General features: G+C 54.1%; 30 protein-coding genes. 9 read left to right on the top strand and 21 right to left on the bottom strand.

Translation table 11 applies throughout. The features are described from left to right. Nucleotides 1-38: 38 nt before the first annotated feature. The gene (locus tag HX773_RS02475; protein ID WP_008103029.1) at nt 39-248 is read right to left on the bottom strand and encodes a hypothetical protein; all 210 of its coding nucleotides are present in this window, start codon (nt 246-248) and stop codon (nt 39-41) included. Nucleotides 249-477: 229 nt separating this feature from the next. On the opposite strand from HX773_RS02475, the gene lolC reads away from it, so the two are divergent. The 4 genes from lolC to cobB all read left to right on the top strand — a co-directional run bounded on the left by lolC (nt 478) and on the right by cobB (nt 4,545). Continuing rightward, nucleotides 478-1,677, top strand: coding sequence for a lipoprotein-releasing ABC transporter permease subunit LolC (gene lolC, locus HX773_RS02470; RefSeq protein ID WP_176970292.1), 1,200 nt, complete (start codon nt 478-480; stop codon nt 1,675-1,677). Continuing rightward, nucleotides 1,670-2,371 (top strand): lipoprotein-releasing ABC transporter ATP-binding protein LolD, encoded by a 702-nt coding sequence (gene lolD, locus HX773_RS02465; protein ID WP_176970291.1) that lies wholly within the window; start codon nt 1,670-1,672, stop codon nt 2,369-2,371. The genes lolC and lolD overlap by 8 nt, the downstream gene beginning before the upstream one ends. Beyond that, the gene (gene lolE, locus HX773_RS02460; protein WP_008103023.1) at nt 2,371-3,615 is read left to right on the top strand and encodes a lipoprotein-releasing ABC transporter permease subunit LolE; all 1,245 of its coding nucleotides are present in this window, start codon (nt 2,371-2,373) and stop codon (nt 3,613-3,615) included. Before lolD ends, lolE begins: the two co-directional genes overlap by 1 nt. A 96-nt stretch (nt 3,616-3,711) precedes the next feature. Next, entirely contained in the window at nt 3,712-4,545 is an 834-nt protein-coding gene (cobB, locus tag HX773_RS02455) for a Sir2 family NAD+-dependent deacetylase (RefSeq protein ID WP_176970290.1), read from the top strand. A 109-nt stretch (nt 4,546-4,654) separates the two neighbouring features. Here the strand turns inward: cobB and potD are convergent, their stop codons facing one another. Genes potD through potA form a run of 4 tightly spaced genes read right to left on the bottom strand, consistent with a single transcriptional unit; the run spans nt 4,655 to nt 8,435 of the window. Then, nucleotides 4,655-5,698, bottom strand: a complete 1,044-nt coding sequence (potD, locus tag HX773_RS02450) for a spermidine/putrescine ABC transporter substrate-binding protein PotD (protein ID WP_176970289.1) — start codon at nt 5,696-5,698, stop codon at nt 4,655-4,657. Between the two features lie 10 nt (nt 5,699-5,708). Further along, entirely contained in the window at nt 5,709-6,482 is a 774-nt protein-coding gene (potC, locus tag HX773_RS02445; protein ID WP_061716930.1) for a spermidine/putrescine ABC transporter permease PotC, read from the bottom strand. Further along, on the bottom strand, nt 6,479-7,339 hold the full coding sequence (gene potB, locus HX773_RS02440; RefSeq protein ID WP_176970288.1) for a spermidine/putrescine ABC transporter permease PotB: 861 nt from the start codon (nt 7,337-7,339) through the stop codon (nt 6,479-6,481). Before potB ends, potC begins: the two co-directional genes overlap by 4 nt. Then, complete coding sequence (gene potA, locus HX773_RS02435; protein WP_176970287.1) at nt 7,323-8,435, bottom strand: spermidine/putrescine ABC transporter ATP-binding protein PotA; 1,113 nt, start codon at nt 8,433-8,435, stop codon at nt 7,323-7,325. The genes potB and potA overlap by 17 nt, the downstream gene beginning before the upstream one ends. 299 nt (nt 8,436-8,734) lie before the next feature. Between potA and pepT the strand changes: the two genes are divergently transcribed. Beyond that, the gene (gene pepT, locus HX773_RS02430) at nt 8,735-9,964 is read left to right on the top strand and encodes a peptidase T (protein WP_176970286.1); all 1,230 of its coding nucleotides are present in this window, start codon (nt 8,735-8,737) and stop codon (nt 9,962-9,964) included. A 265-nt stretch (nt 9,965-10,229) separates the two neighbouring features. Here pepT and HX773_RS02425 read toward each other — a convergent pair whose 3' ends face one another. The 8 genes from HX773_RS02425 to rluE form a co-directional block, all read right to left on the bottom strand. Further along, a complete protein-coding gene (locus HX773_RS02425; RefSeq protein ID WP_101760811.1) occupies nt 10,230-11,351 on the bottom strand; it encodes a cupin domain-containing protein in 1,122 nt (373 codons plus the stop codon). A 57-nt stretch (nt 11,352-11,408) separates the two neighbouring features. Next, a complete protein-coding gene (phoQ, locus tag HX773_RS02420; RefSeq protein ID WP_176970285.1) occupies nt 11,409-12,869 on the bottom strand; it encodes a two-component system sensor histidine kinase PhoQ in 1,461 nt (486 codons plus the stop codon). Nucleotides 12,870-12,872: 3 nt separating this feature from the next. Then, nucleotides 12,873-13,541, bottom strand: coding sequence for a two-component system response regulator PhoP (phoP, locus tag HX773_RS02415; RefSeq protein ID WP_176970284.1), 669 nt, complete (start codon nt 13,539-13,541; stop codon nt 12,873-12,875). Between the two features lie 182 nt (nt 13,542-13,723). After that, nucleotides 13,724-15,094: an adenylosuccinate lyase gene (gene purB / locus HX773_RS02410; RefSeq protein WP_176970283.1), complete on the bottom strand. Its 1,371-nt coding sequence runs from the start codon at nt 15,092-15,094 to the stop codon at nt 13,724-13,726. 44 nt (nt 15,095-15,138) lie between these two features. Beyond that, complete coding sequence (hflD, locus tag HX773_RS02405; protein WP_176970282.1) at nt 15,139-15,780, bottom strand: high frequency lysogenization protein HflD; 642 nt, start codon at nt 15,778-15,780, stop codon at nt 15,139-15,141. A gap of 36 nt (nt 15,781-15,816) precedes the next feature. Next, nucleotides 15,817-16,929, bottom strand: coding sequence for a tRNA 2-thiouridine(34) synthase MnmA (mnmA, locus tag HX773_RS02400; protein WP_176970281.1), 1,113 nt, complete (start codon nt 16,927-16,929; stop codon nt 15,817-15,819). Nucleotides 16,930-16,971: 42 nt separating this feature from the next. Beyond that, nucleotides 16,972-17,445, bottom strand: coding sequence for an NUDIX domain-containing protein (locus HX773_RS02395; protein ID WP_176970280.1), 474 nt, complete (start codon nt 17,443-17,445; stop codon nt 16,972-16,974). A gap of 30 nt (nt 17,446-17,475) precedes the next feature. Further along, complete coding sequence (rluE, locus tag HX773_RS02390) at nt 17,476-18,144, bottom strand: 23S rRNA pseudouridine(2457) synthase RluE (protein ID WP_370463580.1); 669 nt, start codon at nt 18,142-18,144, stop codon at nt 17,476-17,478. A gap of 101 nt (nt 18,145-18,245) precedes the next feature. Here rluE and icd point away from each other — a divergent pair, with 101 nt between their 5' ends. Beyond that, nucleotides 18,246-19,496, top strand: coding sequence for an NADP-dependent isocitrate dehydrogenase (icd, locus tag HX773_RS02385; RefSeq protein ID WP_007891496.1), 1,251 nt, complete (start codon nt 18,246-18,248; stop codon nt 19,494-19,496). An 84-nt stretch (nt 19,497-19,580) separates the two neighbouring features. Here icd and HX773_RS02380 read toward each other — a convergent pair whose 3' ends face one another. The 4 genes from HX773_RS02380 to HX773_RS02365 all read right to left on the bottom strand — a co-directional run bounded on the left by HX773_RS02380 (nt 19,581) and on the right by HX773_RS02365 (nt 23,224). After that, nucleotides 19,581-21,098, bottom strand: a complete 1,518-nt coding sequence (locus tag HX773_RS02380; RefSeq protein ID WP_218168115.1) for a hypothetical protein — start codon at nt 21,096-21,098, stop codon at nt 19,581-19,583. A gap of 153 nt (nt 21,099-21,251) precedes the next feature. Further along, nucleotides 21,252-22,508, bottom strand: coding sequence for a mechanosensitive ion channel family protein (locus tag HX773_RS02375; RefSeq protein ID WP_176970277.1), 1,257 nt, complete (start codon nt 22,506-22,508; stop codon nt 21,252-21,254). A 98-nt stretch (nt 22,509-22,606) separates the two neighbouring features. Continuing rightward, a complete protein-coding gene (locus tag HX773_RS02370) occupies nt 22,607-23,002 on the bottom strand; it encodes a type II toxin-antitoxin system HicB family antitoxin (RefSeq protein ID WP_176970276.1) in 396 nt (131 codons plus the stop codon). 39 nt (nt 23,003-23,041) lie between these two features. After that, nucleotides 23,042-23,224, bottom strand: a complete 183-nt coding sequence (locus HX773_RS02365) for a type II toxin-antitoxin system HicA family toxin (RefSeq protein WP_176970339.1) — start codon at nt 23,222-23,224, stop codon at nt 23,042-23,044. A 270-nt stretch (nt 23,225-23,494) separates the two neighbouring features. On the opposite strand from HX773_RS02365, the gene HX773_RS02360 reads away from it, so the two are divergent. Then, the gene (locus tag HX773_RS02360) at nt 23,495-23,692 is read left to right on the top strand and encodes a DUF6404 family protein (protein ID WP_176970275.1); all 198 of its coding nucleotides are present in this window, start codon (nt 23,495-23,497) and stop codon (nt 23,690-23,692) included. A gap of 52 nt (nt 23,693-23,744) precedes the next feature. On the opposite strand, the gene HX773_RS02355 is transcribed toward HX773_RS02360, so the two are convergent. From HX773_RS02355 to HX773_RS02345, 3 genes are all read right to left on the bottom strand, one after another. Continuing rightward, complete coding sequence (locus HX773_RS02355) at nt 23,745-23,993, bottom strand: CsbD family protein (RefSeq protein ID WP_007891510.1); 249 nt, start codon at nt 23,991-23,993, stop codon at nt 23,745-23,747. 150 nt (nt 23,994-24,143) lie between these two features. Then, nucleotides 24,144-24,695, bottom strand: a complete 552-nt coding sequence (locus HX773_RS02350) for a hypothetical protein (protein ID WP_176970274.1) — start codon at nt 24,693-24,695, stop codon at nt 24,144-24,146. Nucleotides 24,696-24,756: 61 nt separating this feature from the next. Beyond that, the gene (locus tag HX773_RS02345; protein WP_176970273.1) at nt 24,757-25,086 is read right to left on the bottom strand and encodes a hypothetical protein; all 330 of its coding nucleotides are present in this window, start codon (nt 25,084-25,086) and stop codon (nt 24,757-24,759) included. Nucleotides 25,087-25,285: 199 nt separating this feature from the next. Here HX773_RS02345 and HX773_RS02340 point away from each other — a divergent pair, with 199 nt between their 5' ends. Continuing rightward, nucleotides 25,286-25,465 carry a hypothetical protein gene (locus tag HX773_RS02340; protein ID WP_008108187.1) on the top strand — a complete coding sequence of 60 codons (180 nt, stop codon included), beginning with the start codon at nt 25,286-25,288 and terminating at the stop codon, nt 25,463-25,465. Nucleotides 25,466-25,594: 129 nt separating this feature from the next. Beyond that, a complete protein-coding gene (locus tag HX773_RS02335) occupies nt 25,595-25,978 on the top strand; it encodes a hypothetical protein (RefSeq protein WP_176970272.1) in 384 nt (127 codons plus the stop codon). Nucleotide 25,979: 1 nt separating this feature from the next. On the opposite strand, the gene HX773_RS02330 is transcribed toward HX773_RS02335, so the two are convergent. Next, nucleotides 25,980-26,642 carry an MBL fold metallo-hydrolase gene (locus HX773_RS02330; RefSeq protein WP_176970271.1) on the bottom strand — a complete coding sequence of 221 codons (663 nt, stop codon included), beginning with the start codon at nt 26,640-26,642 and terminating at the stop codon, nt 25,980-25,982. Nucleotides 26,643-26,649 lie beyond the last annotated feature (7 nt).

Raw genomic sequence — 26,649 nt, 5'->3', positions numbered from 1 at the left:
TTAACTGACAAACATTGCGCCATTATGGCGACCACAACTCACTTACTCGATTGCTGTGTGTAGTGCATACGTGGACGATCGACATTGGCCCATGACAGCTCTTTCTCCAGATGGTAGCTGTGATTGCCGTCGTCCCACTTCACGTAATAGCCGGTTGGCGCATCTCCCTGTTCAAAAACGTTAACGATCTCGCCTTTAATTTCACCCGATTTGTGTTTCACAATACTGCTTTTGGGGAATTTGAACATGGTGTACTCCTCGTCGCCTACGGTATTTCATCTTTAAGTCTACGCCAGCCGATGACGAATAAACGTACAAATAACATCATTAATTTGTCGCAATTTTATGCATAAGCGTTGGCTGGGACGGTTTTTGACACAACTTTGCCGCAGACTCAGAGGGTTAGAGGTTTCATAAAGAGGACGCCTCCTTTATCATCCCACTACTTATTTTCAGGCAACTGCCAAGACGGATCTCATGTATCAACCAGTCGCGTTATTCATCGGTTTGCGCTACATGCGTGGACGTGCCTCAGACCGCTTTGGTCGCTTCGTCTCCTGGCTCTCTACTATCGGCATCACGCTCGGCGTGCTGGCGCTGGTCACCGTGTTATCGGTGATGAACGGCTTCGAGCGCGAGCTGGAAGGCAATATCCTCGGCCTGATGCCGCAGGCGCTGATCACCAGCGACAAAGGCAGCATCAACCCGAAGGAGTTACCCGCCGAGAACCTCAAACTGCAAGGCGTTAAGCGCATCGCACCGCTGACCACCGCCGATGTGGTGTTGCAAAGCGCGCGTAACGTCTCGGTCGGCGTGATGCTCGGCATCAATCCCGACGAACAGGATCCGCTGACGCCATTCCTCGTCAACACCCAACAAAACGTGCTGCAAGCGGGCCAGTACAACGTCATTCTCGGTGAACAGCTGGCTGCACAGCTGGGCGTGAAGCGCGGCGATCAGCTGCGTTTGATGGTGCCATCGGTCAGCCAGTTCACGCCGGTAGGGCGCTTGCCGAGCCAGCGTATTTTCACCGTGGCTGGCACCTATGCCGCCAACAGCGAAGTGGATGGCTACCAGATTCTGGTCAATCAGCAGGATGCGTCACGCGTGATGCGCTACCCGCTCGGCAACATCACCGGCTGGCGTTTGTGGCTGGATAAGCCGTTAAGCGTTGATGCGCTCAGCCAGCAAAAACTGCCGGATGGCCTGACGTGGAAAGACTGGCGCGAACGCAAAGGCGATCTGTTCCAGGCGGTGCGCATGGAGAAAAACATGATGGGGCTGCTGTTGAGCCTGATCATCGCGGTGGCGGCCTTCAATATCATTACCTCGCTTGGCCTGCTGATCATGGAGAAGCAGGGCGAAGTGGCGATTCTGCAAACGCTGGGTTTAACCCGCCGCCAGATTGTCGCGGTGTTTATGGTGCAGGGCGCCAGCGCGGGCATTATTGGCGCGCTGCTGGGCACCGTGCTTGGCGTGCTGCTTGCCAGCCAGCTGAATAATTTGATGCCGGTGATTGGTCTGTTCCTTGATGGCGCGGCGTTGCCGGTCGACATCAATGTGCTGCAGGTGATCACCATTGCGCTGGTCTCGATGGCCGTCGCGCTGCTTTCTACCCTTTATCCGTCGTGGCGCGCTGCCGCCGTCCAACCCGCTGAGGCTTTACGTTATGAGTAATACTCCTTTGTTGCAGTGTCGTGACCTGTGCAAACGCTATCAGGAAGGCAGCGTGCAGACCGATGTGCTGCGCAATGTGGCTTTCAGCCTGCAGCCGGGTGAACTGACGGCGATTGTCGGTAGCTCCGGTTCGGGTAAAAGTACCTTACTGCATCTGCTCGGCGGCCTGGATGCGCCGACGTCAGGCGATGTGATTTTTGACGGTAAGTCGCTGAATGCGATGTCGTCAGCCGCGAAAGCCGAGTTGCGCAACCGCGAGCTGGGCTTTATCTATCAGTTCCACCATTTGCTGCCGGACTTTAGCGCGCTGGAGAACGTGGCGATGCCGCTGCTGATTGGCAAAGTCGGCAAAGCGGAAGCGGAATCACGCGCGCGTGAAATGCTGGCGGCGGTCGGGCTGGAAAAACGTGCTGCGCATCGGCCTTCTGAGCTGTCGGGCGGTGAACGTCAGCGTGTGGCGATTGCTCGCGCGCTGGTGAATCGTCCACGGCTGGTGATGGCCGATGAACCTACCGGTAACCTCGATGCGCGCAACGCCGACGCGATTTTTGAACTGCTCGGCGAGCTGAACGTCAAACAGGGCACCGCTTTTCTGGTGGTAACGCACGATCTGCAGCTGGCGAAACGCCTGAGCCGGCAGATGGAGATGCGCGACGGTGAGCTGAGCGACCAACTGACGCTGGGAGTGATCTGATGGCTTCGTCATTATCCCTGCTGCTCGGGCTGCGTTTTAGCCGCGGTCGGCGGCGTGGTGGCATGGTCTCGCTGATCTCCATCATCTCCACCATCGGCATTGCGCTGGGCGTGGCGGTGCTGATCATCGGCCTGAGCGCCATGAACGGCTTTGAGCGTGAGCTCAACAACCGCATTCTGGCGGTCGTGCCGCACGGTGAAATCGAGCCGGTGAATCAGCCATTCCGTAACTGGCAACCGATGATCGCGCCGATTGAGCAGGTGGCTGGCATTGCCGCCGCAGCGCCCTATATCAACTTCACCGGGCTGATTGAGAGCGGTGCGAAGCTGCAGGCGCTGCAGGTGAAAGGCGTCGATCCGCAGCAGGAAGCGCGTCTTAGCGCCTTGCCGAGCTTTGTTGCCGGTGATGCGTGGTCGCAGTTCGCGGCCGGTAAACAGCAAATCATTCTGGGTGGCGGCATCGCCAAATCGCTCAACGTGAAACAGGGCGACTGGATCACTATCATGATCCCGAATAACGATGGCGAGAATAAGCTGCTGCAGCCGAAACGTATTCGTCTGCAGGTCAGCGGCGTGCTGCAACTGAGCGGCATGCTCGACCACAGCCTGGCGCTGGTGCCGCTGGCCGATGCGCAGAAGTATCTGGATATGGGCGACAGCGTCAGCGGCATCGCGCTGAAAATGAATGACCCGTTCCAGGCGCAGAAGCTGGTGCGTGACGCCGGTGAAGTGACGCACTCTTATGTCTACATCAAGAGCTGGATTGGCACTTACGGCTACATGTACCGTGACATCCAGATGATTCGCGCCATTATGTATTTAGCCATGGTGCTGGTGATTGGCGTGGCCTGCTTCAACATCGTTTCGACGCTGGTGATGGCGGTGAAAGACAAAAGCAGCGACATCGCGGTGCTGCGTACGCTGGGCGCCAAAGATGGTTTGATTCGCGCCATTTTCATCTGGTACGGCTTGCTGGCGGGACTGCTTGGCAGCGTCAGCGGCGTGGTTGTCGGCGTGCTGGTGGCGCTCAATCTCACGCCGGTGATGCGCGTGTTTGAGCACCTCACCGGACATCAGCTGCTGGCGGGCGATATCTACTTTATCGATTTCCTGCCGTCCGAACTGCACTGGATTGATGTGATTTCGGTGCTGGGCACCGCGATTGTCCTGAGCCTGATTGCCAGCTGGTATCCGGCACGACGCGCCAGCCGTATCGATCCGGCCCGCGTGCTGAGCGGTCAGTAAAGATAAAACGCAGCCGCCGTGCGGCTGCTATTATCGGGCAGATGAGCCCGAAAATACCCGACGCGCGGCGATAAACGCCGCAGATAAGGAGCTTTTATGCGCATACCGCGCCGCCGCCTACGACTCGCCCGCGACAAAAAAAACCGCCGCAAGGTGCATCAGCGCTTTCGCCAGCGCATCTTCGAGCGCGATCGCAAAGCTGAACTGGCCGCGCATCCGCAACCGCGCGTGGTGGTGCTGACCGGCGCGGGCATCTCCGCCGAGTCCGGTATTCGCACTTTCCGTGCCGCCGATGGCTTGTGGGAAGAGCACCGCGTGGAAGATGTCGCCACGCCGGAAGGTTTTCAACGCAATCCGGCGCTGGTGCAGGCGTTCTACAACGCGCGCCGTCAGCAGCTGCAGCAGTCGGAGATTCAGCCCAACGCTGCGCACAAAGCGCTGGCGGAACTGGAGCAGGTGCTGGGTGATAACTTCCTGCTGGTGACGCAGAACATCGATAACCTGCACGAACGCGCCGGCAGCCAGCGCGTGCTGCATATGCACGGTGAACTGTTGAAAGTGCGCTGTGTCAGCAGTGGACAAGTGCTGGACTGGACCGAAGATTTAACCCCGGACGATCGCTGCACCTGCTGCCAGTTCCCGGCAATGCTGCGCCCGCACATCGTGTGGTTCGGCGAAATGCCGCTGGGGATGGAAGAGATTTATCAGGCGATTGAGCAGGCGAATCTGTTTATCGCCATTGGCACGTCGGGCCACGTCTATCCCGCCGCCGGTTTTGTCCACGAGGCGAAACTGCAGGGCGCGCATACCGTGGAGCTGAATCTGGAGCCAAGCCAGGTCGGCAATGAGTTTGCCGAGCGTCATTACGGCTTAGCAAGCGAAGTGGTGCCAGAGTTTGTGCATACCTTTTTGCGTGGGTTGTATAAGTAGTTTTGTGCGCGCTTTCCCTCATTCCAACCTTCTCCCAGAGGGAGAAGGGGCTAGACGGAACCCTCTCCCGCTTGCGGGAGAGGGCAGGGTGAGGGGACGCCGCAGAGGACTAACGTCCCGCCTTCAGCTTCTGGAACAGCGTCTCATACTGCACGCTGGCTTCACCGACATCGTTCTGCCACTCGCCGTTTTTGATCACATCCTCAGCAGGATAAAGCGAAGGATCGCTGGCCACTTCCTGTGGCAGTAACTTCTTCGCTGCCAGGTTTGGCGTGGGATAGCCAATGGTTTCTGCCACCTGCGCCGCCACATCCGGACGCAGCAGGAAGTTAATCAGCTTCAGCGCGCCTTCACGGTTTTTCGCATTGGCCGGAATCGCCAGGTTATCCATCCAGAAAATCCCGCCTTCCTGCGGCCAGATAATCTGCAGCGGCGTGCCCGCCTGACGCGCAACGTAGGCGGAACCGTTCCAGATCATCCCAACGTTCACTTCGCCTTCCATAAATGGATTTCCCGGATTATCGGAGTTGAACGCCAGCACGTTCGGCATCAGCTTTTTCAACTCTTCATAAGCGGCTTCGATCTGCTTAGGATCGCGGGTGTTGCCCGAATAGCCCAGCTTGCGCAGCGCCATCTGGAACACTTCTCGCGCATCGTCGGTCAGCAGCAGGCTCTGTTTATATTCCGGCTTCCACAAATCGGCCCAGCGGGTAATGCTTTTGGCATCCACTTCATCGGTGTTGATGCCAATGGCGGTCGCGCCCCAGATATAGGGGATCGAATAATCATTGTTAGGATCGAACGGTTTATTCAGCAGGTTAGGATCGAGGTTTTTGAAGTTACTGAGCTGGGATTTATCGATCTTTTGCAGCATGCCTTCATTACGCATTTTGGCAACGAAGTAGGTTGAAGGCACCACCAGATCGTAGGCGCCATCTTTCCAGGTCTTCAGCTTGGCATACATGCTTTCATTGGATTCGTAGGTGGAGTAAATCACCTTGATGCCGGTCTCTTTAGTGAACTGCTCAAGCAGTCCCGGCGGCACGTATTCGGTCCAGTTATAGAAGTAAAGCGTTTTGCCGGCATCCGCCTGCGCGCTCTGCATGCCCAATGCCAGCGCCCCAGCCGCCAGCCAATGAGACCACTTTTTCATCGATTATCCTCTATTTGGTTTTATCACGGAGCAACAGCTGACTGAGCGCCACCAACAGCAGCGACAGCAGCAGCAAAATTGTCGCCAGCGCGTTCACTTCCGGTGACACGCCAACTTTCACCATCGAATAGATTTTTAACGGCAATATTTCGAAGCTCGGGCCGGTGACGAACGACGATACCACTACATCGTCCATCGACAGCGTAAAACTCAGCAGCCAACCCGCCGCGACCGCCGGTAGCGCCAGCGGCAGCAGAATTTTGCGCAAAATGGTGACTTCGCTGGCACCGAGATCTTTGGCGGCTTCCAGCATGCGCACATCAAATCCTTTCAGGCGCGAATAGACGGTGATCACCACAAACGGCAGGCAGAAGGTGATGTGCGAGAACAGCAGCGACCAGAAGCCAAGCGAAATGCCCAGCAGCATAAACAGCACCAGCAGCGAAATCGCCATCACGATATCCGGCGACATCATCACCACAAACAGCATGCCGCTCACGAACGGTTTACCACGGAAGCGATAGCGATAGAGCGCCACGGCGGTCAGCGAGCCGATAATCGTGGCGCAGCTGGCAGAGAGCACGCCCATCAGCAATGAATGCTGGGCCGCCTGAATCAGGCTGTCGTTATTCATCAGCAGGCGATACCACTGCGTGCTGAAGCCCTGCCAGTTAATGCCGAAACGCGAACGGTTGAAGGAGTTGACGATCAGAATGATGATCGGGATATAAAACCAGGCATAAATCACGGCCATGAAGCCGCCGCGTAACCAGCGCGCCATCATTGCAGTTCCACCTTGCTGTTCAGCATACGCGCTGCGCGCCAGTAAGCCAGCAGCATCAGCCCCATCAGCAGCGTCATCACAATGCTGGTGGCGGCACCGAACGGCCAGTCGCGGATATTCAGGAACTGGCTCTTGATCACGTTGCCGATTAACAGGTTTTTCGCGCCGCCCAGCAAATCCGCCACAAAGAACATACCCATCGCCGGGATAAACACCAGCAGGCAACCCGCGACAATGCCCGGCATGGTGAGCGGCAGAATGATGCGTAAAAAGGTTTTCAGTTTATTTGCGCCAAGATCGCGCGCCGCTTCGAGGCAGGATTTATCCAGCTTTTCCAGGCTGGAGTAGAGCGGCAGCACCATAAACGGCAGCAGAATGTAGATCAGTCCCAGAATCACCGCTTCCGAGGTGTACATGATGCGGAACGGTTTATCGATCACCCCGAGCCACAGCAAAAACTCATTCAGCCAGCCGCGCGTGCTGAGAAAGATTTTCAGACCGTAGATGCGAATCAGCGAGTTGGTCCAGAACGGCACAATCAGCAGGAACAGCATCAGCGGACGCAGGCGCGCCGGCAGTTTCGTCAGACACCAGGCAAACGGATAACCGAGCAGCAGGCAGCACAGCGTAGCAATCAACGCCATATTCAGCGAGTGCAGCAGCACATCAGCGTAGAGCGGATCGAGCAGCCGCGTGTAGTTATTGAGGGTGAAGGCCATACTGACAAAATGCGCATCGTCGCGCGTCAGGAAGCTGGTGGCGAAGATCATCAGGTTGGGCAGCAGGACAAACAGCGTTAGCCAGCTGACGATCAGCGCGACAATGACTTTCTGCAGGCGGTTACGCATCAACTTCATACGGCAGCACCACCTCCCAGTTGGCGACCCAGCTGACGGCCATTTTCTGGTTCAGCGAGTGATCAAAATCGGGATCGTCTTCATTGAAGAACTCGCTTACCGTCAGCAGTTTGCCATTCTCCAGCTCAACGGTGGATTCCAGCGTCATGCCTTTATAGTTGCGCTCGCGCACGTAGCCGATCAGGTTGTCGCTGCGGCTGTCGTGATCGATCTCTTCGACGCGCAGATCTTCCGGGCGCAGCAGCACATGCAGCTTATCGCCGGCGCTTACCGGGAAATCACACTGCAACTCGCATTCGCGGCCTTCTACGCGTGCGCGGATGGTCGGCGCATGGTCGCTGTTCAGCACCTCAGCATCGAACACATTAATTTCGCCGATAAAGCGCGCCACAAACAGGTTGGCGGGCTCTTCGTAAATCTCGCGCGGCGTGCCGTCCTGTTCAATGCGGCCATCGCGCATCACCACGATACGATCGGACATGGTCAGCGCCTCTTCCTGATCGTGGGTCACAAACACAAAGGTGATGCCGAGCTTACGCTGCAGCGCTTTGAGCTCGTTTTGCATCTGGCGACGCAGTTTGTAATCCAGCGCCGACAGCGACTCATCCAGCAGCAGCACTTTCGGGCGATTGACCACCGCGCGCGCAATCGCCACGCGCTGCTGCTGACCGCCCGAAAGCTGATGCGGACGGCGATCGGCAAAACTCTCCAGCTGCACCATCGCCAGCGCATCGTTAACGCGCGTGGTGATCTCCGCCGCCGGGGTTTTCTGCATGCGCAGGCCAAAGGCGACGTTCTCAAACACCGACATGTGCGGGAACAGCGCGTAGCTCTGAAACACGGTATTGATGTGGCGATGCTCGGCGGGCAGATCGGTGATGTCGTTGTCATCAAGAATGATGTGACCGCGATCGGCCTCTTCCAGTCCGGCAATCAGGCGCAAAATGGTGGTTTTTCCGCAGCCGGAGGGGCCAAGTAGCGTGATGAACTCGCCGTGACGGATGGTCAGGTCGAAGTCAGAGATGATGGTTTTGCCATCGAAAGCTTTACTGATGCCAGAAAGCGTAACCAGCGCAGGCGCGCATGTTTGCGTCATTTTAGTCACTCAGTCTGATGGTGAATCAGGTTACAGCATAGCCGCTGGTGGCCGCTTGCTGTGATGAAGGGCGCGATGATACCGCAAAAATGTGTCAATGCCATGTTTTGCCACGGATTTACCTTGAAAACTCTGAAAAATGCCGGAGTATGCGTAACGGATAAGTCGGACAGGCACAAGTGAGCGAAATTTCAGCGCAATTCACGTTGAGAGAGCTAACCTGAAGGATAATGATTTGACGCAACATGGTGCCATTTGGTCACCATGATAATGACGCAGGTTCTTTAGAGGGATGACAGATGGATCAATTACTTGAGCGTTTTCTCAGTTATGTCGCAGTAGAAACTCAGTCAAAACCTCAGGCACGACAGGTGCCAAGCAGCGAAGGGCAGTGGACGCTGGCGCGTCAATTACAGGAAGAACTTATCGCGCTGGGCTTTGTTGATGTTTCTCTGAGCGATCACTGCTGTGTGATGGGCACCTTACCGGCTAACGTTGATTGGGCCACGCCGGTGATCGGCTTTATTTCGCATATGGACACCTCGCCGGATTTTACCGCTAAAAACGTCAATCCGCAGATTATTGAAAACTACCGCGGTGGCGATATCGCGCTCGGTAACGGTGATGAAATTTTGTCACCGGTGATGTTCCCGGTCCTGCATAAGCTGATCGGCCATACGCTGATCACCACCGATGGCAAAACGCTGCTCGGCGCGGATGATAAAGCCGGTATCGCCGAGATCATGACCGCGATGGCGCGTCTGGCAAAAAGTGATATTCCACACGGTGCGATTCGCGTGGCGTTTACACCGGATGAAGAGATTGGTCGTGGTGCGTCGCACTTCGACGTCGAAGGCTTTGCCGCCGATTGGGCGTATACCGTGGATGGCAGCGATCTCGGCGAGTTCGAGTTCGAGAACTTCAATGCCGCTACCGCAATGGTCAAAATCACCGGCAACAACGTGCATCCGGGCAGCGCCAAAAATGTGATGGTCAATGCGCTGGATCTGGCGATGCGCTTCCACGCGGAACTGCCAGCCAAAGAGAAGCCGCAATATACAGACGGCTACGAAGGCTTCTTCCATTTGCACACCATCAAAGGCACGGTTGAGCATGCCGAACTGATGTATCTGATCCGCGATTTTGATGCCGACAGCTATGAACAGCGTAAACAGCTGCTGGAAGAGATTGGCCAGCGCGTCAGCAAAGGGCTGCAAAGCGAGTGTTCGGTGAAGGTGGAGATCAGCGACAGCTATCGCAACATGCGCGAGAAAGTCGAACCGCATCCGCACATTATCGAGTTAGCGCTGCAGGCGATGCGCGATTGTGGCATCGAACCGAACGTCAAACCGATTCGCGGCGGCACCGACGGCTCTGCGCTGTCATGGAAAGGATTGCCGTGCCCGAACCTGTTCACCGGCGGCTACAATTATCACGGCAAGCACGAGTTCGCTTCACTCAATGTGATGGCGCAGTCGGTGGACGTGATTGTGCGTTTGGCTGAGCTGGCGGGGCAGAAGAAGAGTTAATTGTGCTTACATAGTGCTGGTTGTCCCCCATCCCGACCTTCCCCCGCAAGCGGGGGAAGGAGACGCTGCCACATGCAGCTTCATAACTAACATATGGCAGCATCTTCCTCCCCCATTTATGGGGGAGGACCGAGGAGGGGGACAGCCAGCACCGACCGAGGAGGGGGACAGCCAGCACCGACCGAGGAGGGGGACAGCCAGCACCGACCGAGGAGGTGAACAGCCAGCACCAACCAGGTTTGGAAATCCCAAGACAGACTAAAACTTACTCGCCGAAGAACCAATAACCGCTATTCACCAACGCCGCCAGCTGCGCCAGCAGTGAAGGATCGTCCAGCGCATCGCCGAAATCTTCCAGCGTCAGCACGTGATTGTGCGCCAATGCCGCCAGCACATGCGGATGGCTGCTGGTGACCGATTCACCGTTCACGAACACCACATCGCCGATGGTCAATACGCGCAAACCGCCGAGACGCGTCAGCGCATCGCCTTGCTGCAACGCATCGTAGATTTCATCCGGTTGATACGGCGGCTCCGGCGGCGCGACGTCCAGTTCATGACGCGACTGAGAAATAAACTCGCCAAACCACTGATTAAACTGTTCCGGCTGGTTAATCACATCCATCATGACTTTGCGGATGCCTTCCAGTTCTGACGGCAGAATTTGCGATGGGCATTCACGCGATGGCACATCGGGATCGCTGTAGCGATAGCTGCCCAATTCGTTGGCCAGCATGTGATCGGCAAAACCGCTGATCAGCTCGCGACCGTTCGGTGCGCGGAAGCCGACCGAATAGTTGATGGCGTTTTCCAGCGAATAGCCTTCGTGCGGGAATCCTGGCGGAATATAGAGAATATCGCCGGGCTCCATCTCTTCATCGATGATGGCGTCGAAAGGCTCAACCTGCAGCAGATCCGGGTGCGGGCAGTGCTGTTTCAACGGCACTTTTTCACCCACGCGCCAGCGACGGCGGCCGGTGCCCTGAATGATAAACACATCGTACTGATCGAAATGCGGACCCACGCCGCCGCCCGGCACGGCAAAAGAGATCATCAGATCGTCAACGCGCCAGTCGGGCAGAAAGCGGAACGGGCGCATCAGCGCGGCAGAAGGTTCGTGCCAGTGGTTGACCGCCTGCACCAGCAGCGACCAGTTGCTCTCACCGAGATGATCGTAGCTTTCAAACGGGCCGTGGCTGACTTGCCATTTGCCCTCGTTATGGCTGACAAGGCGGCTATCCACCTCATTTTCCATCGCCAGACCGGCCAGCTCGTCAGGAGAAATAGGATCGACGAAGTTTTTAAATCCACGTTTAAGCACCACCGGGCGTTTCTGCCAGTAGCGCTGAATAAAGTCGGGCCAGTTGATATCGAGCTGATAGTCCATATGAGGAGTCCGTTTGCTGCAAAGAATGATGGCAAGTATAACAGCCCGCGTCCCTTTCTACTCGCGGTGATGCTCGACTTCCTGGCGCTGGAAAATCACCTCCATGCGCGCGCCGCCGAGCGGGCTGGTGGTGGCAATCACCTGACCGGCGTACTGTTCGAGGATGTCGCGCACCACGGCTAACCCTAATCCCTGACCGGGACGCAAGGTGTCGGCGCGTTGACCGCGCACGAAGATCAGATCGCGTTTGCTTTCCGGGATGCCGGGGCCGTCATCATCAATAAACAGATGCAAGGTGTTGTCGGTTTGTCGTGCGGTGACTTCAATAAATTCGAGGCAATATTTGCAGGCGTTATCCAGCACGTTGCCGAGCACTTCCATAAAGTCATTTTTATCGCCGATAAAAGTCAGCTCGGGCGAGATATCCAGCGTGATCGCCACGCCTTTGCGTTGATAGACCTTATTCAGTGCCGAGCACAGGCTATCGAGCAGCGCCGAAACCGAATGCAAATCGCGCTGCAAGGGATTGTGATCGGCCTGCATGCTGGCGCGGTGCAGGTAATATCCAATCTGCTGCGAGATGCGGCTGATCTGCTCCAGCATCACCGGCTCGGCCTGTTCAATGGTTAACTCTTTACCATTGCGTAACGATCGCAGCGTACTTTGCAGCACCGCCAGCGGGGTTTTCAGGCTGTGGGTGACATCCGACAAGGTAGTGCGATAGCGCGTGTAGCGCTGGCGTTCGTTGGTCAGCAGCAGGTTAAGATTGCGCACCAGACTGCGTAGCTCCTGCGGCGGATTGTCACCGAGATTCTCGCGCTGGCCGGTTTCCAGCTCGCGCACCTGCGAAGTAAGATCGCCAATCGGCCGCAAACTCCAGTGCGCTGCCAGCCACAGCAGCGGGATCACCAGCAGCAGATTCGCCGCCAGCACATAGCTAAACCACGACCACACTACATCGGAATGCTGCAACTCCTGCGGGATCGAATCGACCACCACGATGGTCAGCGCCGGTAAGTTGGTGGTGGCATCGTAGCGATTGACGGCGACCGAGTGGGTGAAAGTGTCGTTGCTGTCGCTATCCAGCGCATGCAGCCGCTCTTTCGCCAGCGGATTATTGCCCATCGCCGCCATGCTGGTGCGATTGCTGGTGTCGATTTCGTAGAAGTCGGGCTTGAGCAGCCATTCACGACGAATCTTTTTGCGGATGTCCGGCACATCGCGCTGTTGCCACAGCAGTTTGCCGCGTTCATCGTAGATAAAGACCAGCGTGGGGAAATTGAGCGTCATGCGCTCCGGCTGGCCAATGGTGAGCTGATTGTCGTGCCACTGCGCCAGCGTGAAGAACAGGTTGCTCTCACCGCGCATCACGCGATAGGTGTTTTTATCGAAGCTGACGACATAGCCGACCACCGCGACCATGCCGTAGGAGAGTGACAAAAACAGTACGATCGCCGCGGTCGCCAGCAGAAAGCGAGCGCGGAGTGAGAAGGGGCGTAAACGCTGGAACCACGTCATAAATCAAAGATCAAAGCGATATCCCTGGCCGCGTACGGTGTTGATCACTTCGGTCGGATAGAGTGAGAGAATTTTTTTGCGCAGACGGCCCATCAGCACGTCGATGGTGTGGCTTTCGCGCAGTTCGGCATCCGGATAGAGCTGCAGCATCAGCGAATCTTTGCTCACCACTTTACCGGCGTTGCGAATCAGGGTTTCAACGATGGTGTACTCGAAAGCGGTCAGTTTTACCGGTTCGTCTTGCACCGTCAGTTCGCGGCGAGAGAGATCGACCTGGAACGGCGGCATTGAGATAATTTGCGACGCGTGCCCGCTGTTGCGACGCATCAGCGCCTGCAAGCGTGCAGCCACTTCTTCAATGTGGAATGGCTTAGTGACGTAGTCGTCGGCACCGGCTTCCAGCGCTTCCACTTTGGCCTGCCAGCCTTCGCGCGCGGTTAACACCAGAATCGGTTGACGTACCGCATCGGTGCGCCAGCGGCGAATCAGCGACATGCCATCTTCATCGGGCAAACCGAGATCGACCAGCGCGATGTCGGGGATATGTTCTTGCAGGAAATAATCCGCTTCTTTGGCATCTTCTGCGGCGTCGACCTGATGGCCCATTTCACGCAATTGCACGGCGAGGTGATGGCGCAGCAGCGCATTATCTTCCACAACCAGAACACGCATAGTATTTCCTTAGCTTCGAACGTAGTGATGATGGAGAAGAGTATATGCGACGCCAGCTAAACCGCAGATTAACACCGGGCGATGTTGGAAGACATCAGGTCGCCATAAATGGCGACCCTACAGCGCGGATGTCGTAGGGTGCGCATTGATGCGCACCCAAAAAACACACCTGTTGCTGGCGACTATTTTAAATCATCAACCATCTGAATCGCGCGGCCGAGGTAGTTGGCTGGCGTCATCTGCTTCAGACGCACTTTTTCCTCTTCCGGCAGTTCGAGGCTATCGATAAAGGTCTGCATGCCTGCGGCATCAACGCGTTTACCGCGCGTCAGCTCTTTCAGCTTCTCGTACGGTTTTTCGATGCCGTAACGACGCATCACGGTTTGGATCGGCTCAGCCAGCACTTCCCAGTTGTGATCCAGCTCGTCCAGCAGACGATCGCGGTTAACTTCCAGTTTAGAGATGCCTTTCAGCGTAGCTTGATAGGCGATCAGCGCATAACCGATGCCCACGCCAAGGTTACGCAGCACGGTGGAGTCGGTCAGGTCGCGCTGCCAGCGTGAAACCGGCAGTTTGCTGGCCAGATGCTGCATCATCGCGTTAGCCAGACCGAGGTTGCCTTCGGAGTTTTCGAAGTCAATCGGGTTCACTTTGTGCGGCATGGTGGACGAACCGATTTCACCGGCGATGGTTTTCTGCTTGAAGTGATTGAGCGCGACGTAGCCCCAGATATCACGATCAAAGTCGATCAGAATGGTGTTGAAGCGCGCGATGCAATCAAACAGCTCTGCAATGTAATCGTGCGGCTCGATCTGCGTGGTGTACGGATTCCAGGTGATGCCCAGCGAGGTAACAAACTGCTCGCTCAGCTGGTGCCAATCCACTTCCGGGTAAGCGGAGATGTGGGCGTTATAGTTACCGACCGCACCGTTGATTTTACCCAGCACTTCAATTTTGCTCAGCTGAAGCAACTGGCGCTCGAGACGGTACGCCACGTTTGCCATCTCTTTGCCCATGGTTGACGGCGTTGCCGGCTGGCCGTGGGTGCGCGACAGCAGCGGAATGTCACGGTATTCGTGTGCCAGACCTTTAACTGCATCGATCAGCTGATTCCAGAATGGCACGATCACATCGCGACGTGCGGTTTCCAGCATCAGCGCATGCGACAGGTTGTTGATATCTTCGGAGGTGCAGGCGAAGTGGATGAATTCAGACACCGCATGCAGCTCAGGTACATCGGCCACTTTCTCTTTCAGGAAATATTCCACGGCTTTAACGTCGTGGTTGGTGGTGCGCTCGATGGTTTTGATGCGCGCCGCGTCTTCTTCGCTGAAATTGGCGACAATGGCATCAAGGAAAGCGTTTGCGTCGGCATCAAATGCAGGAACTTCCTTGATCTCTACAGTCGTAGCCAGTTTTTGTAACCAGCGAACCTCAACCTCAACGCGGAATTTCAGCAAACCGAATTCGCTGAAAATGGCGCGCAGTGGGCTGACTTTATCGCCGTAACGACCATCGACAGGTGAAACGGCGGTCAGAGAGGATAATTCCATCAGTGCAACTCCTGAATCGTTTAACAATTATGCCGGGGCGGCGCTTAATACGCCGGACCCAGGCGGGATAAAATGGTTTTGGCTTCGCTCAGCAATCGCTGGCGCGAGAACATCAGCTGCAGACGGCCACCGCCAACCTGCTGCCATAACACCGCAGAGCGAATGCCGGCCAGCAGGGCGGCGCGCACTTTACTCTGCACTTGTGAATTCTGTAATACCTGCGGCGAACCGGTCACCTGAATGCGCGGCCCCAGCGGGCTAATCACATCCACATAAATACCGGCCATCGCGCTGGTGATGGTGTCTGATTCCAGCTCGTAATGCGCCAGCTGGCGGTCGAGCTGGCCGATGCGTTGTGCCAGCGTGTTCATCGCGGTTTTGTTGCCGTGCAGCTTACGCTCCAGCACCATCATGCTTAAGGTATAACGCGTCAGTTCGGCGCTGGCGCCCTGACGATTGCTGCTGTTCAGCACCGCCATCAAGGTCTCTAATCCAACCTTCAGGTTGGCTTCGTCGTTGCCAAACACCGCCAGCGTCGAACCGGGATTGAGATCGATCAGGCTTCGCAGCGACACATTCAGTGCCGCGTTATTGCAATGTCCCTGCTGCGCGAGCTGTTGCACCACATGGGCGGCCTGGCATACGCCCGCCAGCGCCAGCGTAATCTCATAATAGTTCTTAGCCACGCTTAACTCCTGTCATCGCGTCGGGCAGCGCCGACCTTAGGCTTCTGCCAGAGGCAGGCGTTGTTCGATAATGCCGCCGCCGAGGCACACTTCACCGATATAGAACACGGCGGATTGGCCTGGCGTGACGGCCGCAACCGGCTCGTCAAAACGGACTTCAATACGGTCGTCGCCATGTGGAATGATTTCACACGGAATGTCGGTCTGGCGATAGCGGGTTTTCACCGTACAGCGCAGCGGGGCGGTAATCGGCTGGCGATCAACCCAATGCAGCTGTTGGGCAATCAACCCCACAGACATCAGGCGTGGATGCTCGCCGCCTTGCGCCACGATCAGGCGATTGCGCGCCACATCTTTGTCGACCACATACCAGGGATCGTCGTTACTCTCTTTACGACCGCCGATGCCCAGACCTTTACGCTGGCCGAGCGTGTGATACATCAAGCCCTGATGTTCACCGACGATTTCGCCGTCAACGGTTTCGATTTCGCCCGGCTGCGCAGGCAGATAGCGGCCAAGGAAGTCGCGGAACTTGCGCTCGCCGATAAAGCAGATACCGGTGGAATCTTTCTTCTTCGCGGTGATCAGATCCAGCTGCTCAGCGATGCGGCGCACTTCCGGCTTATCCAGTTCGCCAACTGGGAACAGGCTTTGCGCGATCTGCTGGTGGCTGAGCGTGTAGAGGAAATAGCTCTGATCCTTGTTGCCGTCGAGGCCGCGCAGCAGGCGGCTTTGACCGTCAACATCCTGACGGCGCACGTAATGGCCGGTGGCGATGAAGTCTGCGCCGAGATCGTCCGCCGCGAATTCGAGGAAGGCTTTGAACTTGATCTCTTTGTTGCACAGGATGTCGGGATTCGGCGTGCGGCCGGCTTTGTACTCTTCCAGGAAGTGCTCGAACACGTTATCCCAGTACTCAGCGGCGAAGTTGATTTTGTGCAGTTTGATGCCGAGTTTGTCACACACGGCTTGTGCGTCAGCCAGATCATCGGCGGCGGTGCAATACTCCTCGCCATCGTCTTCCTCCCAGTTCTTCATGAACAGGCCTTCAACCTGATAGCCCTGCTGCTGCAGTAACCAGGCGGAAACGGAAGAATCGACGCCGCCGGACATTCCGACGATCACTTTTTTCTGGCTGTTGTCAGACATGACGCACTCTTAAATTACGATAAAAACAGGCGGCGCATTCTATCATGCAGAAGCGGGGCGCGCACCCTCATGAAACGGCCACTGGAACGGCGCGACCAGATGCAGCGGATAACGTTCGCCTTGTTGCCACAGTCGCACGCTCTCTGCCACTAACGGCGAACGCAGGCGATTGGCCGTCAGAATCTGCTCTGGCGGCAGCCACCAGCAGCAATCGATGTCGCGATCGTGCGGCGAGGTGTCGACTTTTTCCGCCAGATCGAGGCCAAACAGGAAACGCACAAAAGGTGTATCGTCCGGCGCAATCCACTGCTGCACGCCGAGGAAATATTCGGGTTCGGCTTCAATGCCGGTCTCTTCAAACAGCTCACGCTGGGCGGCTTCGAGCAGGGTTTCATTGGCCTCAAGATGCCCGGCGGGCTGGTTCCAGGTAATACGACCGTGCACGCGCTCTTCCACCACCAGCAAATGTCCCTTTGCCTGCACAATGCAGGCCACCGTTACATGAGGTTTAAACATCCTTCCTCCGAAATTGTTAACTAAAAGTTATTAAATGGCTGCGCTGATATCGCGCCATTCACCCGGCGGCAAATCGCCTAGCTGATGTTCGCCCATCGCAAAGCGAATCAGGCGCAACGTTGGGAAACCGATGTGTGCCGTCATGCGGCGCACCTGGCGATTTCGTCCCTCAAACAGGGTGATTTTCAGCCAACTGGTGGGAATCGCTTTGCGCTCACGAATCGGCGGCTGGCGCGGCCACAGCCACTCTGGCTCGTTCACCAACTCAATGCCTGCCGGCAAAGTGGGGCCATCGTTCAGCGTTACGCCGCTGCGTAACAGGGATAAATCTGATTCCTGCGGCGCGCCTTCCACCTGCACAAAATAGACCTTTCCGGTGTGCTTGCCAGGCTGCGTCAGCGCGGCCTGCAGCGCGCCATCATTGGTCAAAATCATCAATCCTTCGCTGTCGCGATCGAGTCTGCCGGCAGCGTAGACGTCGCTCACTGGCACAAAATCCTTCAGCGTGCGGCGTCCGGCTTCGTCACTGAATTGCGGCAAAACATCGAATGGTTTGTTAAAGAGTATGACGCGTCTTGGGCCTTTCGGACGGGTATCGCGGCGCATGGGCTTACGTGCCGGGGCGCTTGCGCGCTTATCCTGGTGAATTCGTTGAGAAGTTTTTCGCATGGGCTTTGCAGTCGGAAACATTCGGCGCATTATAGCGCGAAACTACGGTGATTGGCGTAGCGGAAATAATCAAGTAGTATTGACCCGCATCTTACAAATCATTAACAAAAAATCGCTCGAAGGAGAGGTTGATGGAAAGCAAAGTAGTTGTTCCGGCGGAAGGTCAAAAAATCACCCTGGATCAGGGAAAACTGAATGTTCCGAATAACCCGATTATTCCTTACATCGAAGGTGACGGTATCGGCGTTGATGTTTCCCCGGTAATGTTGAAAGTGGTTGATGCCGCTGTGAAGAAAGCCTACAACGGCGAGCGAAAAATTTCCTGGATGGAAATTTATACCGGCGAAAAATCAGTAGAACTCTACGGCCAGGACGTCTGGCTGCCGCAGGAAACCCTCGATTTAATCAAAGAATACCGCGTTGCCATTAAAGGCCCGCTGACTACTCCAGTGGGTGGCGGTATTCGTTCTCTGAACGTTGCACTGCGTCAGGAGTTGGATCTGTACGTGTGTCTGCGTCCGGTTCGCTACTACAAAGGCACGCCAAGCCCGGTTAAGCGTCCAGAAGAGACCGACATGGTGATCTTCCGTGAAAACTCAGAAGATATCTATGCCGGTATCGAGTGGAAAGCGGGCACGCCAGAAGCGGATAAAGTGATCAAGTTCCTGCGCGAAGAGATGGGCGTGAAGAAAATTCGCTTCCCTGAGCAGTGCGGTATCGGCGTTAAGCCATGCTCGGAAGAGGGCACTAAACGTCTGGTGCGCGCAGCGGTTGAATACACTATCACCAACGATCGTGATTCTCTGACCCTGGTTCACAAAGGGAACATCATGAAGTTCACCGAAGGTTCTTTCAAAGACTGGGGTTACCAGTTAGTGAAAGAAGAGTTCGGCGGCGAGCTGATCGATGGCGGCCCGTGGATGAAGTTCAAGAACCCGAACACCGGTAAAGAGATCATCGTTAAAGACGTGATCGCCGATGCCTTCCTGCAGCAGATCCTGCTGCGTCCGGCGGAATACGACGTCATCGCCTGTATGAACCTGAACGGTGACTACATCTCTGATGCTCTGGCAGCACAGGTTGGCGGTATCGGTATCGCACCAGGCGCAAACATCGGTGACGAATGCGCCCTGTTCGAAGCGACGCACGGTACAGCACCGAAGTATGCAGGTCAGGATAAAGTGAACCCAGGTTCAGTGATCCTGTCAGCTGAAATGATGCTGCGTCATCTGGAGTGGTTCGAAGCGGCTGACTTAATCGTTAAAGGTGTTGAAGGCGCAATCGCTAACAAAACCGTGACCTACGATTTCGAACGTCTGATGGACGGCGCTAAACTGCTGAAATGTTCAGAGTTTGGTGACGCGATCATCAGCAACATGTAATTTGCCACTCAGGCAGAAAGCATAACGGGAGCCAATGGCTCCCGTTTTTTTGTCTAATGATTAACGATGTTGTTTCCCGTTGAATTATGGAAACACAATCCTGTGGTTATAAACCAGGATTGTCATCCCTTCGAAGATCATCACTTCATCAGCCGCTCCTAACTGTTGGCGAATGGTGTTCACGCGGCGATTGGCTTCACTATTTTCATCTGCAGTCTCGACGGCAGGTATGGCCACAAACTGACGCTTAGGGGACTGTTGAATAAAATCGGCTTTTAGCCAGGAACGCATGGTTTGGACACGTGGACGGTCAGACATTATCTGAAAACTGTCCTCCCATCGGACTGAGGTTATATGAATTTCATTTTCAGATAACCAGTTCACATTATTAGCGAGTTGCCAATAATCGCTGTAGCCAAACATCAAATTATTCTTCTTAAGAAAGTCAATATAAGCCCAGGTTTTAGCTTCCTGATCGGCAATAGGGGCACTGTATTTATAGTAAGAGTAATAAGAAGAGCAGAGGAATAAGGCGAAAACGAATGCAATAAGAGGATTGCTTTTAAACGAAAAGCGTAGCGTTACTACCATCATCAGAAAAATAAAGGCGTTAACAAAGAAACGAGCGCTGCCTTCATAAGGCATGTCGTAACCAATTATGAATGATGAGATGATCGCTGCAATGCTCAGGAATGAGAAAATAGCAATAAACCGCGCCTGGTTTCCTTTTTTCCAGCATACGATTAAAGCATGGATAAATAAAGTTGACCAAATAAGTAATGAAGCGGCATAAACAATATTATTATCGATAAAAAACAAATTGAGACTGCGTCCCATTACATGAATAACCCATTCGATGTTGACAGGCCATTGTGCAAATGGCACTAACTCAAATCGCTGAATAGGAATGTGCAGCCAACGCGGCACGGCATGAATCATAGTGAAAATGAAGGTAATCAGATAAATTATGCTGATTTTTTTGGTGATAATTTTCTGCCATGTGAAATAGAAATGCGTCAATAAAAGTGGAAGGAAATATGTTGCTGCAAACCACGGATCCGAAACGGCAGCTAGCAGAGATAATAGGCTGTAAAGCAGGCAGATGGCGGCCGATTGCTTTTTGAGGTTAAAAAAGCAGAGTGCAAAGACAACAATGCCAAAAAAGTTAGTGGAGTAATGTGAAAAAGGATGCGCGATAAAACCGTAGATATAGCAGTAAGCGGGCAATGAAATAATGAGGATAGGAGCGAATATAAAACTAATTTTTTTGTTAGTTGAATTGATAATAACAGCCACAATGAGCGGTGTGATGAACACAAAGAACATGGTTGACAAGGTCAAGGCAAAACGCCCATCACTGGAAAGTAAACTGTAGAAAATGAAGTTTATAGGATAAACGGTAAAGTACCAATTATCCGGTGTTGGGAACCAATCCTTAAAAACTGAAAATCCTTCAGTTAAAAATCCTCGCCATACCAGCGGGCTATTAGCAACATCCGGCTCAAAAGGAAAGTAGCGGAAGGTTAAATACCATGAGGCAGCAAAAGTGAATAGAATGATAATTAACCATGTCATTCTATGCATTAGCCGTGAACTTAACATTTAATAATCCCTTTTGAATATGTAACTAAAGAGTACAGAGGATAAAATCTGGGTAATCTTATCAGAAGGGTCTTGTAGTGAAAACTATGAGATTTAGGCTTTCAAGGTAGATTGGGAGCCGTTGCTCCCAATGCTATCGATTATATAAGTGAATTAATCAGTCTCTCTTTCGCCAGGATTAAGTGTTTGGACACGCTCCTGCGACAGTCGCCAGAAATCACTGCCGCCCGGTTGCTGATACATCCGCAGCGAAAAGTGACCGACGATCGCATAGATATACTCAAAAATGGCCGACTGAGAATCCTCATAATCCACCCACAGCACTGACGAGGTGAAGCAATAAACTTCCACCGGCAAGCCCTCTGGCGAAGGCTTCATGGCGCGTACCACGATATACATATCTTTCTTGATATCGTCGCGCTGCGAAAGCCACGCTGTAAGGTATTTACGAAACACCGTCAGATTGGTGATGCCGTTTTCTGCAAACCAGCGTTCACCTACCGCATTGCTGTCGCGGCCATCCATCAGCGCCGAGAGTTGCTCACTGACACCGCGGATTTGGCTCATCTGCTGCACCATCTCGTGATCGAGAAAGCGTATCGACATCTGATCGAGATGGAAACTGCGCATAATACGGCGCGCGCCGGAGGAGAACATCGCCTGCCAGTTGGTATAAGTTTCGGTGAGGAAGTTTTTGGTGGGGATGCGCGACAGCGTATTGTCCCAGTTGCGAATAGTGATGGTATGCAGCGCGATATCGATCACTTCGCCGCTGATGCCGTTATCCGGCATTTCAATCCAGTCGCCGAGTTGCAGCACATCGTTTGATGAGACCTGAATATTGGCCACCAGCGACATCAGCGTATGCTGGAACACCAACATCAATACCGCCGCTACCGCACCCAAACTGGAGATAATAATCACCGGCGATTTATTCGACATAATCGCCAGAATCATGATCGCCGAAATAATGTGCACCAGAATCTTGCCGACCTGGATATAACCCTTGATCGAATGATTTTTGCGTTTGGCTTTTTTCGAATAGGAGTTATTAACGATCTCCAGCACTTCGGTAAAGAACAGCGATAAATAGACGAAGAACAGAATGCCGCAGATGGTCTTTATCGCGATCAGCAGATGCTCCGGTAAATCCGGCATAAACTGCAGCAGATAATAGACTGTGATCACCGGGATAAAGTTAGAGAGCTTCTCCGACAGCCTGACGTCCTTATCCAGCGGCACCTGATTCTTGTGCGTGCTGAAGAACACCTTTCTGACCACCTTAACGATAAAGAACTTACAGATAAGATGGGCGATCATGCCGGCAAACATCAGTAACACCAGGCTAAAAGCGGCCGACAGCACCGTGTTGCCCTCAATAAAACTTTGTATTTTGCTTAAATAATTCATTTCAACCACATGCCGGACAGTGTTGGCGGGAATTCAAACATAATCGCGCCGATGGCGATATGCGACGCGTGCGCAAAAGCGGTTGACGTCGCAACATGCTATGAGTGTGATAACGCTTTACGCGCGGCTTCAGCGAGAAAATGGCTGCGGCTGTTATAACGCGCATCGTTTCCCACGGCCTGATCTATCTTCTCAATCAATAAGTTCGGCATAGTGATGTTGATGCGCTCAGATTTACCCAGATAGCGCGTAATATCGATCTCAACATAAATCCAAATTCCTGGTTGGCTAAAATCGGTCATCCAGTTTTGCGAAGGTTCGGGAATGAGCATGCTTTTTTCAGCCATTAATTCAAAATGCGCACTCAGCGCTGACTGGGCATCGTAAAGCGTTTGCTCGGGCGTATCGCCAGCAAAATAGCATCCGGTTACGTCGGGGAAGAAACCGCTGGCTGAGCCATCAACATCAATTTCAACAAAGGCGGGATACAACATGATTTCACCTGTGGCTGAGTTTAGTAGGGCGTTATCGGCCTATTTAAGTTTGGCGTCCTTCAAAATCTGCATCAGCGTCCCCTTTTTTAAATCTTTTCTGGGGTGCGGTACGGTGATGAGATAACTGAAGTCAGGATGGGAGAACTGATGATGACTGCCTTTGATTCTTTCCAGCGTCCATCCAGTGTTCACCAGCATTTTAATCAGCTCTGTGCTTTTCATCGCCATCCCTGCCTTCAAATTATACACACGATACACACCCATGCAATCGTCTTGTTTTGCTAACAACGTGCTTAACCGTGATTAAATTAACCTGATGACACCCGAGTTGCGGCAGGGAGAAAACACATTCTGCGCAGCGTATTCCCAACACTTTGCGTTGCTTTACAATTCGCTTCATGGAATTTTGAATCAGTTAACATTTACGTGCTGATGGCAGTGTGTATTAGAGACTAAACCGCTATCTTCAGCGCTTACGTTTGAGGAGGTGGTATGCAAGGTGTAATCAAGTTCGTCAAAGGCTGGCTGCTGTTTTCCCTGTTGTGGGGCATTTTTATGTGGTTTGTTTCGTGGCAGGCGCAGGGCAAAGAGATCGGCATGGTGATCGTGATGAGCTTGTATGCGGGATTAATTTATCAGGCACTGATGACCATGGTTGCGCGCTATAAGGCGCGGCGTTCGCAGGCTTGAAAATGTGAAATAATAACCAACAACGGGGCCAGCATGGCCCCGTTTTGACGGATTACTTACGTCCGAGCAGAAAACCGACAATCACACCAATGCTGGCTGCAACTGCCAGGCCGGTCGCGGGATTATCGCGCACCGATTTCACCACACAATCCGCTGCATCCTGAACCGCATAGCTGGCCTGAGCCGGATAACGACGCGCCGCACCTTTGGCTTGCTGACGGCGTGAACCGGTGAATTCGCCAAATTTTTCCTGAACGGCACCTGCCGCTTCATTCAATTTTGCTTCCGCTTTGTCACTCATAATTACTCCCTGATCGTGGTGAATGTCCTGTAAAGCGTAGTCAGAGAAACTGCAGGCAGCAAATGACGCAGCGGTAAAGGTTGTAACAGCAGTTTGCAGTACGCGAAAATTCTGCGCGCAGCAGAAAGGGGGAAGCGTGAGGATTTGGACTTATGACTTACCACGATACGCCGGATACCAGCTGACCAAAAAGTGGCGCAGATGATCAAAACACCACTCGGCATCGTCGGCCTGCTGGCAGTAATAGCGCAAGGTCACTTTTTCGTAGCGCATGTGGCGCTGCTGCAGCGGTGACCAACCCCAATCAAGCACGGCGCGCGCGTAATTGATCAGCGTGCCGCTCTGCATGTTGTGCTGCTTCTCCTGGCGGCTGAGGTAGATTTCAAATGCCTGATCGAGACTTTGCGTCTCTTCCGTATTGAAGCCTGCCACCGTCGGACGAAATGCCACATCGATAAATCCGCACACGCCATCGTCACGCTGCTGCCAGTCGCAGGCCAGCGTCATAAACAAGCCATCCTGCAGATTCACTTCTTCCAGCAGACGCAGCATATTTTCGGAATGTTTACCGGCGGTGATCTCATCAATGCGATCGGTTTCCAGCGTCAGGTCGAATCCACAGGGATTCACCGAGCCATCCGCATTGGTGCTGGCCGGGAAGGGGAAATCGATATAGCCGTTGTTATCCAGACTCTTTTCCATCATGCAGGTCCGCAGCGTGAGATGGGCAGACAATAAACCATCTCACGCTGCGACGCACGGCTTATGGGCACGTCCAGGTAATCATGGTGTTCTGATAAGGATTGATCAGGCGGAACTGTTTATCAGAGAGACGTTGCGCGTAGAAGCCCTCAGCGGTGATGGCCGATGGCACGTACTGAAAGCGATCGGTGGAGTGCAGCGTGCCGCTTTGCACCTTCACGCCATCGCGCGATACGGCGAAGGCGCTCACCAAATCAAAGATCCGCGCCTGCGTGTTGCCCATCGATTGTCCATAAATCGTCGACACTTCGCCTGGACAGTCGACACCTTTCGGTGCGGAACTGCAGCCAGCTAACAGTAAAAGGGTGAGTACAACCGTGATTCGCCACATGAGCACCTGCTTCATTCCCTGGTTTGCAATGGCACGCCTATGCGTACTGATAAGTGGATCATAGCAGGTCTGACGCTGCTTCCCATTTGTCATTTGTATAATCGTTAAGCGGAAGGAATGTAAAGGGGTGACTTTACTAGCAGATAAACGGTATTCTTGCCAGCGTTGCGCACCAGGTAAGCAAAACAAGGGTAAATTAATGAAAGAAGAAGAAGCGAGTTTAATGATTCTTCAGCACGCGATCGACAAATTAGAAGCCGACAAAAAGAAGCAGGTGATGAACTGCGTAGCGGCCATTCAGGAAGTGATGCAGCGTTTTGAAGCCGAAGAGGCCGGGCTGGCATTGATGTTAGTCGCGGCGCAAGTGGCCGCTGAGTAGTTCCTGCTCTCGCAAAATCTCGCCACGTTTGATGTACAAGGCTTTGCTGCTGTTGGATAACGTTTATGGAATGCAGCAGCAAGGCCAGTCACTCCACGAAATCATCATTTAACCTCAGCGGAGAACCCAATGAAGGCGATAGTCATGGCTGTTGGCGTGCTGGCTTGTCAGATAGCGCCCGCCTGGAGCGAAACCGAATATCAAATCACCTGTCCCGGCCGTCCCACTATGACGGTATCGCGTGCCGAGTATGGTTTGAGCACCTTAATGTGGCCGACGCGCCACTTCCAGATTGCTGCCGGGCAGCAGCGCACCAGCCTGCAAGGCGGCGACAAAGTTGCCATCACCCGTTTTCGTAATGGCGATCAGCTAATCGTCAACAAAAAGAACGATGAAACTTTCTTCGTCTATGCCAACAGCAACAAGCTGTTGCCCTGCAGCCGCACCGATAAGCGCGATGCGCAGATTCTGTCGCTGGAACGCTACGACGACAGCGCGCGTCCGAACTCGTGATTTAAATCAGTTGCCGCTGGCGCAGATCCAGCGGTGACTGCTCCGCCTCATCGATAGCTGCCAGCCAGCTCTGCAAATTTACCTTAGCCCACGAAAGATGTCCGCGCGTGGTACTCATCAACACCACATCGGGGCGTAACGAGCGATACAGCTCCAGCGACTGCTGCAGTTCTGTGGGATTGCTTTCTGGCATCAGCACGCTGATCCAGCGGTTGTAGTCGCGGGTCAGCGTATCGCCGACAAACAGATAAGTGTGGCCGAGCGGCGAGTGATAGAGATAGCTGCTGCTGCCGGGCGTGTGTCCGGGTGTCGGCAGCAGGTGAAAATCGCCGAAGTGCGTCTCTTGCTGAGTGAAAGTTTCATCGGGCTCAATCACCAAACTGACCGGCCCCAGCGAACGGCTGTGGCAATAGAGCGCGCTATTAAAGCGCTGCTGAATGGCGATCGCGCCCGGCGCCGCTTCGTGCCAGTGGGTCAAATAGTGGCGAATGACGCCGCCGGCATCGTTGAGGAACTCATGGTCGAGCGGATGCTCCACGCGGCCAATCAATAAATTGCCGCGTGGGTGGCACAGCATAAAGCCATGCATCATTAAGTCACTCGCCGTCTCTTCGGCGGGGAATTCTGGCGTGGAGATCCACAAATCGTCGTACAGTGGCTTCATTGTCGGT

It is taken from the genome of Pantoea sp. B9002 (assembly GCF_013385945.1).
Classification (GTDB): Bacteria; Pseudomonadota; Gammaproteobacteria; order Enterobacterales; family Enterobacteriaceae; genus Pantoea.
Note: the sequence above shows the minus strand (reverse complement) of the source record. Positions and strands in the feature narration are given on the sequence as shown.